Origin of the sequence: Cytobacillus sp. FSL W8-0315 (genome assembly GCF_038002905.1) — a bacterium.
GTDB classification, from domain to species: domain Bacteria; phylum Bacillota; class Bacilli; order Bacillales; family Cytobacillaceae; genus Cytobacillus; species Cytobacillus pseudoceanisediminis.
Genome location: NZ_JBBOOC010000001.1, coordinates 4263056 through 4276388, shown reverse-complemented (window position 1 = coordinate 4276388; position 13333 = coordinate 4263056). Strand labels below are relative to the sequence as shown.

Genomic DNA, 13333 nt, shown 5'->3' with positions numbered 1-13333 from the left:
TTTACGGTCAGACCGTATCGGGTTTATTGTGTTAGTTCATATTAGTATAGAAAGTGCAAAGGCTTCAACCAAACTTAAGGATAGGATGTTATTGGTTGAAAGAAAAGCGTTATCATACTATGATGAAGTTAATAAAGGAGGGAAAAGAATGGCAAATCAGGTAGAACCGAAATTAATTAAACCATTATATGACGAACTGCAAAAGGAACGTTTTGTTACACTTGCTACTGTTGATTTTGAAACCGGCGGTCCTAATGTCAATGCGATTTCATGGGTTTTGGCAAAAAATGAGGAAACATTGTATTTTGCAGTCGATAACCGTTCCAGGATTGTTCAAAATATAAATAGCAATAACATGGTTGTTCTGAATATTATTGCGAATGAATCTACATATTCCATCGCTGGTAAAGCTTCTGTTAAGGCAGAAAAGATGGAAGGAGTACCTCTTAAGCTTGCCCTTATGGAAATCACTGTGAAAGAAGTCCGTGATGTTATGTTTTACGGGTCTAAGATCACTGTAGAGCCGCAATATGATAAAACATATGATAAAGACGCAGCAGCCCGTTTGGATAAACAGGTTATGGAAGCGATGAAAAAAGCTTAGTTCCCTCTTGGAACTAAGCTTTTTTTGGGGGGCTAAAAAGCGGCAGGCACCTATACCGATTAGCTAAAAAGCTATAGATGCCTGTCACCCTTTTATTTATGATAATTCGATTGTTCTTCCTGTTTTTGTTCGAGCTGTTTTTCCTGATCATTGTCGAGCTTTTTCTTTGGATCTTCGGTTGCGTTTTTCTCATTTTTCTTTTTGGGATCAACTAAATCGGCTGGAACTTCAGGCATAAGCCGGCCTGCGATATCTGCCAGTTCATTCATGATTCCTTGCAAGGGTTCACCGTTTTGGATGTCATCAGCTATTTCCCGCAGCCTTGCGTTAATATCCGGATCAGCCACTACAATTGCTCTTGCACCATGAGGATCATTTTTGAGGCTTTCGGCAACTGAATATTTAATTGTTCCAACCTCAGAACGGTCGAGGTTTTTGTTCACATCTACTCCGACTATAGCAAAACGTCCAAGGACAACAGCAGTGGCATCATTCACATTAGGAACTCTGGTAGCCAAATTGACAAGATGCCTGGAAACTTGCTGTCCAGTCTCCCTGTCAACTTCCTGTATTGTACTATTTTTAACATTTATCGTGTTGGTATTTTGCTGTTCCTGATGGTCTAGCGCCTGATTGCCGTTCATACCGCACCCTGATAATAGCAATCCTGTCATGCATATCAGCAGCCATCTATTCATATTTGACACCTCCGGGCGATCAAAATTTCCCTGAAATTGAAATTGGTCACTTGACTTTTCAGGTTCAGGAATAATGAGATTCTTTAATGTTATTGTGCAAAATTTCTTCTATCTTTATTCGGCATTACATATATTTTTACCAAGATAGATTTGTCCACTTCATTAGGTAGCTTTATTCCTGATTAATCAACATCTGTAAAAGAATGAATAATATAAAACAACAGGAGAATATCCATCAAGATTGAAGGTGATTCTTTCATGAAGCTGCAAATCCGCAAGCAGGGGACCTCGCTTTTGTAATTTGCTAAATAAAGACACAAGAGGAGCAGGAGGCATCATATTGAGTAAAATTTACGTATTAGATACCAATGTCTTGTTGCAGGATCCTAATTCCATATTTTCATTTGAAGAAAATGAAGTAGTCATTCCGGCTGTAGTACTAGAAGAAGTTGATTCTAAGAAAAGGTATATGGATGAAATTGGGAGGAACGCAAGGCAAGTATCCCGGCTGATTGACAGCATGAGGGAGACGGGTAAGCTGCATGAGAAAATACCTCTTGAAAATGGCGGAAGCCTGCGAATTGAGTTAAATCATAGGTCTTTTCATGAACTTCAAGAGATTTTTGTAGAAAAAACAAATGATAATCGGATTTTGGCAGTTGCAAAAAACCTATCACTTGAGGAAGAGACAAAAGAAAATGGACGAACGGTTATTCTTGTAAGCAAAGATGCCCTTGTCAGAGTTAAAGCGGATGCTATCGGGCTAATATCAGAAGATTTCTTAAGTGACCGTGTGGTTGAAAATGATCATTTATATCCTGGGTTTCTGGAAGTCTATATCGGACTCGATATTATGAACCGCTTTTATGAAAAAGGAGAACTGCCGTTATCAGAAATAGCGAACCATCCTTTCTACCCTAATCAGTTTCTGGTGATGAAGGATGCGCTGGGTTCATCTTCGTCTGCGCTTGGTATTGTGGACAAAGGTGGAAAAAAAGTGAAAAAGCTTATTTTTGACCATGATCATATTTGGGGGATCAAGCCAAGGAACGTCCAGCAAACAATGGCTCTTGAGCTCTTGCTGAGAGATGATCTGCCGCTTGTTACTCTTATCGGAAAGGCAGGGACTGGGAAAACTCTTATGGCGCTGGCATCCGGATTAATGCAGACAGAAGATTATGGCCAGTACAAAAAATTACTGGTGGCTCGCCCCATTGTGCCGGTAGGAAAAGATTTGGGATTCCTTCCCGGAGAAAAAGAGGAAAAGTTAAGGCCGTGGATGCAGCCGATATATGATAATTTAGAGTACCTGTTTAATGTCAAAAAACCAGGTGAATTGGATGCGATATTGGCTGGTATGGGCTCTATTGAGGTTGAAGCTCTGACATATATTAGGGGGAGAAGCATACCAGATCAATTTATTATTATTGATGAAGCACAGAACCTGACAAAACATGAAGTTAAAACTATTTTAACCAGGGTGGGGGAAGGAAGTAAGATTGTCCTGATGGGAGACCCTGAGCAAATAGATCATCCCTACTTGGATGCTTATAACAACGGGCTCACCTATGTGGTGGAGAGATTTAAAGATCAGGTTATCTCAGGGCATGTTAAGCTTGTTAAAGGTGAGAGATCTGGCCTTGCCCAACTTGCTGCTGACCTATTATAGCCTGCAATGAAAGTGGCTCTGGAATCTGCAGTCTTTATGCCCGTTTGGCTCCCGAAAGAAAAGCGCAAGCGCCTTGCCCACGAATAAACCAGATTAAGAACAACACGTCCTCCCAAAAGCTACCGCTTTAGGTGGTGCGAATTTTATGCAGCCGAAGCTTTCCTTTCCTTGTCCTGGGGCCTCAAGCACAAGACGAGCCTCCCGGAAAGGCGTCCTTTGCCTTTTTGGGAGGATTGCCCGAAATGTGCAGGCGACTGCCCAGGGACGACAAGCATAAGAAAGTCCTGCATGAAGGTGTTTTTTCCTTCTGGAAAGGGATTGGCTAGTCTTTCGTCCCTAGGAGCCTCAGCTAGACAAGCATGTGACCTCGAGGGGGGCAGGCTTCATTCGCTAGATATTTTTGGGCGTTCAAATATTTTATATATTAAATAAAAGGGCGATGCACAATCGCCCTCTCCGGTCATTCCACTCTAAATGCCTTCACTCTTTTTATGGGTGAGTTTTGATTGCTTCCATCCCCGTAATAGACATGAACTGGCCCATCTTCTTTTAAAGGTTTTCCATCCTTTGAGAACCCTAATATCAAATCGTCGGCTTGAGATAAAGTTAATCGAGTTTCCCCATCTTCACTTTCAATGATAACAGTTTCAGCATTCTCCTTTGGTTCTGCATTCCTAAGAAATGGCTTAAAAGGTATACCGAAAGTGCCTGTCAGAACCTTTTCTTTTTCAAATTTCTTTTCTGTTTTAAGTGTTGGAGGAAATACTGCGCCTTCCATGATTTCTCTATCCCAGTGCTTTGAGACTGCCTTGGTATATTCCTCAAGTTCATTTTTCCTGATGCCATCTTGAATAAAGTATGTTGTCAAATCGAGTCTCCGATCATCGAATATCCAGACTCCTGGATCTAAGGTGATTTGGTATTTAACGTTTCCTTTAAAGGCAATTATATTTTCCATATTGATCCTCCTGTCGGCGCATTAATGTATGTATAGGGTAAGTATACAGATTTTTGTGCGGCTTGTCATACAGGCATTCCCCGCAGTGAGTTGGGACAAGATATCAATATGAAAAGAACGAATCCGGGAGGTTCACAGATGACATGTCATACAAACGCTGATCTTCAGAAGATTGTTAATGAGGCAGCCCTGCATACTGTTTATGGAGAGGTGGCAGGCTATATTCCCGCACTTGCAGAGGTAAATAGGCATGACCTCTCAGCTGCTGTATATAATATCCAAGAAAAAAGCTGTATTTACGCGGGTGATTATCAAAATAAATTCACTCTTCAAAGCATATCCAAAGTTCTTGTTTTGGCTTTGGCGATCCAGGATATGGGATACGAATATGTTTTCGGAAAAGTGGGAATGGAACCAACTGGTGACCCGTTCAATTCTATTTCCAAACTGGAAACTTCAATCCCTTCTAAACCATTAAATCCAATGATTAATGCAGGAGCTTTAGCAGTAACTAATATGATAAAAGGTGAGAGCTCCGATGAAAAATGGCATCGTATAATAGAGTTTGTGGGGAGGCTCGTAAATGATAAAAATGTATCTTGTAACGAAATAGTTGCAAAATCTGAATTTGAAACCTCATGGCTTAATAGGGCTTTATGCTATTTTATGAAACAGCATGGTGTAATTAATGGTGATGTAGAGGAACTAATAGACATTTATACAAAACAGTGTGCAATCGAAATGAACTGCTTTGATCTTGCCAGGGCAGGTGCAGTACTGGCGTTGGATGGAAAAGATCCTGAAACATATGAAGAGGTTATTCCGTCTGATATTGCCCGGGTTTGCAAGACGTTAATGGTGACATGCGGGATGTATAATGCTTCTGGAGAGTTTGCTATTAAAGTTGGCATACCAGCAAAGAGCGGGGTATCCGGTGGAATACTAGCTGTGGTGCCAAATAAATGCGGAATTGGCATATTCGGCCCTTCCCTGGACAAGAGAGGAAATAGCATCGCTGGTGTAAAAGTGCTTGAAATGCTTTCAAATCGAAATGACTACAGTATATTTTGAAATATATGGAAAGTGAGTATATTATGAAGGAATTCCTGGTCGAATCCCTTATTATCCTTGCTTTTTTCCAAGCTTAAGTATAAAATTTATAGATAGGATGATCGCTCGGAAATGGAGGGATTGAAAGTTGGCTTCTGACATGATTATTGATCACAAAGAAAAAGCAAATGCTCTATTAAAGGCAGACGCTGCTAAAATATTAAAATTAATTAAGGTGCAAATGGATAATCTGACTATGCCTCAATGTCCTCTATATGAAGAGGTTCTTGATACCCAGATGTTTGGCTTATCCAGAGAAATAGATTTTGCTGTCCGTCTTGGATTAATTGAAGAGGCTGAAGGCAAGGCTATTTTAGATGAATTGGAAAGGGAGCTATCCATGCTCCACGAAGCCTCAGTAAAAAAATAAAAAAAAACTCAAACATCTTTTAAAGATTGTTTGAGTTTTTTTATAACTGCATGAATTTTAAAAGAAATGAAATAGTATATCCACAAGAAAAGAAATCCCTAAGTTGTATAACTTATTTTTAAATTAGTATGGCATAATTATAGAATTTTTTTCTTTGCTGTGTTACATTTAAATTAACTTTTCTTTTCTTCAAAGCAGGATATTCAATACTATAGTAGAATAAGTAATAAACTTTAGAAGATAAGGGAAGAGGGCTGGATGTTTAAAAAAATATTAAAATCATATGATTATACCCTGATTATTGCAGTTGCCCTGTTATCTGTTTTTGGACTCATTATGGTATTCAGTGCAAGCATGGTAACAGCGGTGCAGATCTATGATCAGGAAAGCGACTATTTTTATAATAAGCAAAAAATGCATTTAATTATCTGTGCAATTGTTTTTATTATTGTCGCTCTATTTCCTTACAAAGCAATGCAAAGCAATAAATTTCTTGTTCCGATGGTGTTCATTTCGTTATTCGGCCTGATTGCGCTATTTATTTTTGGTAAAGTAGCCGGCGGGGCGATGAGCTGGTTTGAAATCGGGAGCAGAAGCCTTCAGCCTGCAGAATTTGTCAAGCTTTCAGTCATCATATATTTAGCAGCTGTCTATGCAAAAAAGCAGCCCTATATTAATGAGTTTAATAAAGGGGTTCTTCCCCCGCTTGCTTATCTGATTCTAGCTGCTTTGCTTGTTGCAGTTCAGCCTGACTTTGGTTCTGCGATGATTATTTTTCTGGTAGCAGCTGCCGTCATTTTTACTTCAGGCATGAATTTCAAAAACATATTTAGGCTAGGACTATTCGGGGTAATATTAGCTGCGCCTTTTATCCTTCTGTTAAAAGATAAGATTTTCGCACCTTATCGATTGGGCAGGGTCGAAGCATTTAGGGATCCCTTTGGATCAGAATTCGGGTATCAGCTATCGAATTCCTATATTGCCCTTGGTGCAGGCGGATTAAAAGGGCTGGGTCTTGGCGAAAGCATACAAAAGCTTGGTTATCTTCCTGAAGCGCATACAGACTTCATTATGGCTGTAATTGCTGAAGAGCTTGGGGCATTTGGAGTAGGTTTTGTAATTTTGCTTCTCGGGTATATTGTCCTGAGGGGAATCTTTATCAGTTTAAAGTGTAAAGATGCTTTTGGCAGCTTATTGGCTATTGGCATATCAGCTATGATAGGTATTCAGGCATTCATCAATCTTGCAGGGATTTCCGGTGTTATGCCGCTGACAGGTGTCACACTTCCATTTATCAGCTATGGAGGTTCATCTCTGCTTCAGCTTTCGATTGCAATGGGGATTTTAGTCAATGTATCTATGTTTGTAAATTATGAACAAAAATACAAAAATAAAAATGAACAGACAAAACCGGAATCCATGGAACTGGCTTCCGAAAAAACATTTTCCATTCGTAAATAGGCACAGAAACTTTTCAGTGCTTTATTTATACATCAATCAGCAGAAGCTGATTACATAATTGCTTCCATCAGGGAGCAGCCAATTCAAAGTTACTAAGGCCGGCCAGCGGGAAACCCACCCGGCCTCAACTTGGATTTGGCAGAATATTGCCAAAAAATACATAAAGACGAGGTGTTTTGGTTGAGCAGAAGAATTAACAAGGTATTAGTAGCCAATAGAGGAGAAATTGCCATTCGAGTGTTCCGTGCCTGCACAGAGCTGGATATCCGCACGGTAGCCATCTATTCCAAAGAGGACTCCGGATCCTATCACCGCTATAAAGCAGATGAAGCTTACCTGGTAGGGAAGGGAAAAAAACCGATTGATGCCTATCTGGATATTGAAGGAATCATTGACATTGCGAAAAGCAGTGATGTTGATGCCATTCATCCGGGATACGGATTTCTGTCGGAAAATATTGAATTCGCAAAACGCTGCGAGGAAGAGGGCATCATATTTATCGGTCCTACTTCTAAGCATCTGGACATGTTTGGGGATAAAGTTAAAGCAAGAACCCAGGCACAGCTTGCAGAAATTCCGGTTATTCCAGGCAGTGATGGCCCTGTAGAAAGCCTGGATGAAGTGATTAGCTTTGGCAAAAATCACGGATTCCCCATTATCATTAAAGCTTCACTTGGCGGCGGCGGAAGAGGCATGCGCATCGTAAGGAGCCTGGAAGATGTTAAAGAATCATATGAGCGTGCAAAGTCGGAAGCTAAAGCTGCTTTTGGAAATGATGAAGTTTATGTTGAAAGATTCATAGAAAGGCCAAAACATATAGAGGTACAAATTATTGGTGACAATGAAGGGAATATTGTCCACCTGTATGAAAGAGATTGTTCAGTCCAGAGGCGTCACCAGAAGGTTGTAGAAGTAGCACCTTGCGTATCTCTTTCCAAAAAATTAAGAGATGATATATGCCAGGCTGCTGTCAATCTTATGAAGAATGTAGATTATATTAATGCAGGAACTGTGGAATTCCTTGTATCAGGTGATCAGTTTTATTTCATAGAAGTAAATCCGCGTGTGCAAGTTGAGCATACGATCACCGAAATGGTAACAGGAGTAGATATTGTACAAACACAAATTTTAGTGGCTGAAGGCTACTCGCTGCACAGTAAAGAAGTGGGTGTTCCGGAACAGGAAAATATTCACATTCATGGATTTGCCATTCAATCACGTGTTACAACAGAAGATCCTTTAAATAACTTCATGCCTGATACTGGGCGTTTAATGGCTTACAGATCAGGCGGCGGTTTCGGCGTGCGGCTTGATGCGGGGAACGGTTTCCAGGGGGCAGTAATCACCCCTTATTATGATTCACTGCTTGTTAAACTCTCAACGCACGCTATGACTTTCCAGCAGGCAGCATCAAAAATGGTGCGGAACCTGCAAGAGTTCCGAATCAGGGGCATTAAAACAAATATTCCTTTCCTTGAGAATGTAGTAAAACATGAGAAATTCTTAAGAGGGGAATATGATACATCATTTATTGATGAAACACCTGAACTATTCCTGTTCCCAAAAAGGAAAGACCGCGGAACAAAGATGCTGAGTTATATCGGGAATGTAACTGTTAATGGATTCCCGGGAATTGAAAAGAAGAAACGTCCGGTATTTGATGAGCCGCGGGTGCCAAAATTAAAATACAGCACAGATTACCAGGACGGCACAAAACAAATATTAGATAATCACGGTCCTGAAGGACTTGTTAAATGGATTAAAGAGCAAAAAGAAGTTTTAATTACTGATACGACCTTCCGTGATGCCCATCAATCATTGCTGGCGACAAGAGTAAGGACGAATGACCTGAAGCATATCGCAGAACCGACAGCAAAATTGCTTCCTGATATGTTTTCCTTTGAAATGTGGGGCGGTGCAACTTTTGATGTCGCGTATAGATTCCTGAAAGAAGATCCTTGGGAAAGACTGCTGACATTGCGCGCAAAAATGCCAAATGTTTTATTCCAGATGCTTCTTCGTGCTTCAAATGCAGTGGGATATAAAAACTATCCGGATAATGTAATAAGAGAGTTTGTTGAAAAATCAGCCTACGCTGGCATTGATGTCTTCCGGATTTTCGATAGCCTTAACTGGGTTAAAGGGATGGAAGTAGCAATTGACGCTGTCCGCCAGACAGGGAAAATTGCAGAAGCCTCCATGTGCTATACAGGTGATATTTTGGATCCTGCCAGAACAAAGTACAATCTTAAATACTATAAAGACCTGGCAAAAGAGTTAGAGAATCAGGGAGCCCATATACTGGCAATCAAAGATATGGCTGGTTTATTGAAGCCGCAATCAGCATACACCCTTATATCTGAATTGAAAGAGACTGTTGATATTCCAATTCATCTTCATACTCATGATACGAGCGGAAATGGAATTTTCACATATGCAAAAGCTATTGAAGCTGGAGTGGATATTGTGGATACGGCCCTAAGCACAATGGCAGGTTTAACATCCCAGCCAAGTGCTAATTCTTTATATTACGCACTGCAGGGGAATGACAGACAGCCAAAAATTGATATCCAGTCGCTTGAGCAATTATCTTACTATTGGGAAGATGTACGCAAATATTACCAGGACTTCGAAAGCGGCATGAAGGCCCCTCATTCAGAAGTCTACCAGCATGAGATGCCTGGCGGACAATACAGTAATCTTCAGCAGCAGGCTAAAGCTGTTGGCCTTGGAGATAAGTGGGATGAAGTTAAGGACATGTATTCCCGTGTGAATCAAATGTTTGGTGATATCGTTAAAGTTACACCTTCTTCCAAGGTCGTTGGTGATATGGCGTTATTTATGGTCCAGAATCAGCTGACAGAGCAGGATGTTTTGAATAAAGGCAAATCTCTGGATTTTCCAGACTCAGTTGTAGAATTGTTTGAAGGCTATTTAGGACAGCCGTATGGAGGATTCCCGGCAGAACTGCAAAAGGTCATATTGAAAGACAGAGAGCCAATCACTGTCCGCCCGGGTGAGCTTCTTGAAGATGTGGATTTCGAAGCTTTAAAAGAAAAACTCTTTAAAGAACTGGGCAGGCAAGTTACAAGCTTTGATGCGATTGCCTATGCATTGTATCCAAAAGTGTTTATGGACTATATTAAGACCAGTGAACAATTTGGTGATATTTCTGTTCTTGACACCCCAACATTCCTATATGGTTTAAGGCTTGGTGAGGAAGTCGAAATTGAAATTGAAACAGGTAAAACATTGATAGTAAAATTAGTTTCTATTGGCCAGCCTCAAGCTGATGGCACAAGAATTGTGTATTTTGAGCTGAATGGCCAGCCTCGCGAAGTAAGCATAAAAGATGAAAGCATTAAAGCAACTGTAGCCTCCAAGGCAAAAGCTGATCCGCATAATGAAAGTCATATTGCTGCCAGCATGCCGGGAACTGTAATCAAGGTGCTTGTGGAAAAAGGTGAAAAAGTCGAAAAGGGCGATCACTTAATGATTACAGAAGCTATGAAAATGGAAACAACTGTACAAGCGCCATTTTCTGGAACAGTTAAAGACATCCACGTCTCGAACGGTGAAGCAATTCAAACAGGAGACTTATTGATAGAGCTGTCAAAATAAAGTGAAACTGCAATCAGTGTGGATCTTATCCCCACTGGTTGTTAGTTGAGGAGGCCCATAGTGTTCTTCTTTTTGGGCCCTTCTATCCTTCTTAATTCCACTGTGTCATGAAGTGGGGGTCTTACTCCCATTAGACTGCGAAAATTAACAAAAGAGCTTCGGCAGTTTGCCGAAGCTCTTTTGTTTAAAGCAATTATGGAATGGAAGTAATGGTCGGGATAGCAGCTTCATCATTTTTCTCATTTTCCCTAACAGCTGAAACAGCAAGCTCATTCTTCCTGCTCCGTGAGGACAGAAGAATAAAATAGCTTAATACCCCAAATAAGCAGGAAATAAAGAAGGCGTGGGCAAGAGCTATATACAGGTTAAGTCGTGTTAAAACAACTAATGCACCAGCAGCAACCTGCAGGGTTACTAAGATAAATGAAATAATCCAGCCCCAATAAACAACTTTCTGCTCCTTGTAATGCTTAATTGCAAGATAAGTAATGTAACCGATCCATATGAAAATTAATCCGGCAGCAGCTCGGTGGCCCATTTGCACCCATTCATACATATTTTCCGGAAGAGCGAAAGAACCGTTAAAGCAAAGCGGCCAGTCACGGCAGACAAGACTTGCATTAACATGGCGCACAAGTGCACCAGTGTATACAACAGCATAGCTGTATATAGAAACTCCAATAATATGTTTCCTCATTCTTTTATCAATAATGAGCTTCTCGGCTTCGAATTTCTTATCTACTTCAAAGATAAGCAAAGTCAAAAGCAGTACTGCAGCAAATGATATTAAGGAAATCCCGAAATGAAGGGCAAGTACAAAATCAGATTGCCCCCATACTACTGCGGCCGCTCCAATTAAAGCCTGGAGGACAAGGAAGAAGAATGAAGTGAGTGATAAAAACTTTGTCTCCCTTATATGTCCCAATTTTCTCCATGTCCAAATCGATAATATCAGGACCATAAAACCAACTGAGCCTGAAACAAGTCTGTGCGCCAGTTCGATAATCAATTCAGGAGTAATGTCGCTTGGAACAAATTCGCCATTGCAAAGCGGCCAGGATTTTCCGCATCCCATTCCTGATTCAGTTTTAGTTACCAGGGCACCGCCGAGCAAAATTAAGAGCATGCCGATAGTTGTAAGAACGGCAAACCATTTTAAAGATCGTTGCAAAGCCTTTCACCTTCTTTAAATATTCTATGTCTATCAATGGGAAAACAATTGAATTACTAAGTATTTGTCCGTTATCTATCTTATCAAAGATTCTATAAAAAGCCATATAGTAATGTGCGTCATTTTACTTTTTCGATAGTACAGGAATAAAGCTTTTTTTACAACAGTTATAAAATTTATAAAGTTAATTATAGTAAAAAAGGTTGAAACTTGTAATGGAGTTTGCTAGAAATATAAAGGGGGTATAAAATGGATAACCCCTGTCGCGGAAAGTATCACAAAATACATAAAAGTGAGTATATTTTTTCTTCTGTAGTTTTCTGAAGCAGTTTTATTATCTCAAAAAAGCAACCATTCTTTAAGTGAATTTATTTTTTGACACAAATTAGTCATAAATTATTCTAAAAAAATTCACAAAAGAGTTTTAAAGTGTGATTTAATATACAGAGAAATGGTTTAGTTTCATTTAGATAATAAACAGTTTTAATACATTATTAATGGAAGAAAACTATTAGGATTATTATTATTCATCCAGGGTTTACCCCTCGTTTTTTATCGCGTACATAGCTTTGCAGGCATTTATGCTTTATAGTAAGTGTTGTGCAAAGATAGCTTTTGTCTGCGATAAGAGATAAAGGAGGAAAAGATATGTCTAACTCACGGGCTTTGAGTGATGCTGCTATTGAGGACAGTAAGCGAAGCCTTCACAAAGATATACCTGAAACTACAGTTTGGAAGGATTTTCTTGCCCTAATCAAAATAGGCATTGTGAACTCCAATCTGATTACAACCTTCACCGGACTTTGGCTTGCACTGCATTTTTCCGGAAAGGGATTTTTCAATAATCTTGATCTGGTTCTTTATACAGTCATTGGCTCCTCATTGATTATTGCAGGCTCCTGCAGCCTAAATAATTATATTGACCGCGACATTGATCCATTAATGGAAAGAACAAAAGGGAGGCCAACTGTTACTGGGAAAGTAAACCCGGGCAAGGTTGCACTTTTGAGCTTTCTGCTTATTGGCCTTGGTACGGCCTTTTTAATGTTTACAACAGCAGCAGCAGTTGTAATTGGATTAATTGGCGTTTTCAGCTATGTTGTTTTATATACAATGTGGACGAAACGCAGATTTGTATCCAATACGATTGTAGGCAGCATTTCAGGAGCAGTTCCCCCGCTGATCGGGTGGGCAGCTGCCGATGGCAATCTCGACCCAATGGCTTGGGTGCTGTTCGCTATCGTTTTTATCTGGCAGCCTCCTCATTTTTATGCTTTAGCAATGAGAAGGGTGGAGGAATACCGGGCTGCGGGAGTTCCCATGCTTCCAGTTGTAAAAGGGTTTAAAGCTACCAAAAGGCATATTTACATATGGGTTGCAGCTTTATTGCCGCTGCCATTTCTTATGCCATCACTTGGATTGCCTTTTTTAATCCTGGCCACAGTATTGAATATTGGATGGTTATTGACGGGATTATATGCAAGGAGATTTAACAATGATATAAAATGGGCTACATTAATGTTTGTATACTCCCTGCAATATCTGACCATCATGTTTGTAGCTATGGTGATCATCACACTTATCTAACTTAGTTAGGAAATTCTTTCTTTCGCTAGTAACGAGAGAGGATTTATCCATATTTTTTGATCAAACAATTCAAAAAATGAAATT

The 13333-nt window shown here is 40.0% G+C and carries 10 protein-coding genes; 7 read left to right on the top strand and 3 right to left on the bottom strand.

Features of this window, described 5'->3' with window-relative positions:
* Positions 1-148 precede the first annotated feature (148 nt).
* Positions 149-604 carry a pyridoxamine 5'-phosphate oxidase family protein gene (locus MKY20_RS21920; protein WP_019381680.1) on the top strand — a complete coding sequence of 152 codons (456 nt, stop codon included), beginning with the start codon at positions 149-151 and terminating at the stop codon, positions 602-604.
* A gap of 92 nt (positions 605-696) precedes the next feature.
* On the opposite strand, the gene MKY20_RS21915 is transcribed toward MKY20_RS21920, so the two are convergent.
* On the bottom strand, positions 697-1302 hold the full coding sequence (locus MKY20_RS21915) for a YhcN/YlaJ family sporulation lipoprotein (protein ID WP_217027488.1): 606 nt from the start codon (positions 1300-1302) through the stop codon (positions 697-699).
* A 337-nt stretch (positions 1303-1639) separates the two neighbouring features.
* Here MKY20_RS21915 and MKY20_RS21910 point away from each other — a divergent pair, with 337 nt between their 5' ends.
* Positions 1640-2971, top strand: coding sequence for a PhoH family protein (locus tag MKY20_RS21910; RefSeq protein ID WP_180321099.1), 1332 nt, complete (start codon positions 1640-1642; stop codon positions 2969-2971).
* A gap of 460 nt (positions 2972-3431) precedes the next feature.
* Here the strand turns inward: MKY20_RS21910 and MKY20_RS21905 are convergent, their stop codons facing one another.
* The gene (locus tag MKY20_RS21905; RefSeq protein WP_019381683.1) at positions 3432-3929 is read right to left on the bottom strand and encodes a hypothetical protein; all 498 of its coding nucleotides are present in this window, start codon (positions 3927-3929) and stop codon (positions 3432-3434) included.
* A 138-nt stretch (positions 3930-4067) separates the two neighbouring features.
* Here MKY20_RS21905 and glsA point away from each other — a divergent pair, with 138 nt between their 5' ends.
* The 4 genes from glsA to pyc all read left to right on the top strand — a co-directional run bounded on the left by glsA (position 4068) and on the right by pyc (position 10491).
* Entirely contained in the window at positions 4068-5000 is a 933-nt protein-coding gene (gene glsA, locus MKY20_RS21900; RefSeq protein ID WP_019381684.1) for a glutaminase A, read from the top strand.
* A 127-nt stretch (positions 5001-5127) separates the two neighbouring features.
* Positions 5128-5409 (top strand): YlaN family protein, encoded by a 282-nt coding sequence (locus tag MKY20_RS21895; RefSeq protein WP_019381685.1) that lies wholly within the window; start codon positions 5128-5130, stop codon positions 5407-5409.
* Between the two features lie 258 nt (positions 5410-5667).
* Positions 5668-6870, top strand: a complete 1203-nt coding sequence (locus MKY20_RS21890) for an FtsW/RodA/SpoVE family cell cycle protein (protein WP_009330949.1) — start codon at positions 5668-5670, stop codon at positions 6868-6870.
* Between the two features lie 180 nt (positions 6871-7050).
* The gene (pyc, locus tag MKY20_RS21885; protein WP_019381686.1) at positions 7051-10491 is read left to right on the top strand and encodes a pyruvate carboxylase; all 3441 of its coding nucleotides are present in this window, start codon (positions 7051-7053) and stop codon (positions 10489-10491) included.
* A gap of 193 nt (positions 10492-10684) precedes the next feature.
* Here pyc and MKY20_RS21880 read toward each other — a convergent pair whose 3' ends face one another.
* Positions 10685-11662 (bottom strand): COX15/CtaA family protein, encoded by a 978-nt coding sequence (locus MKY20_RS21880; RefSeq protein WP_009330947.1) that lies wholly within the window; start codon positions 11660-11662, stop codon positions 10685-10687.
* A 648-nt stretch (positions 11663-12310) separates the two neighbouring features.
* Between MKY20_RS21880 and cyoE the strand changes: the two genes are divergently transcribed.
* Entirely contained in the window at positions 12311-13249 is a 939-nt protein-coding gene (gene cyoE / locus MKY20_RS21875) for a heme o synthase (protein WP_251175651.1), read from the top strand.
* The last annotated feature ends 84 nt before the right edge of the window (positions 13250-13333 follow it).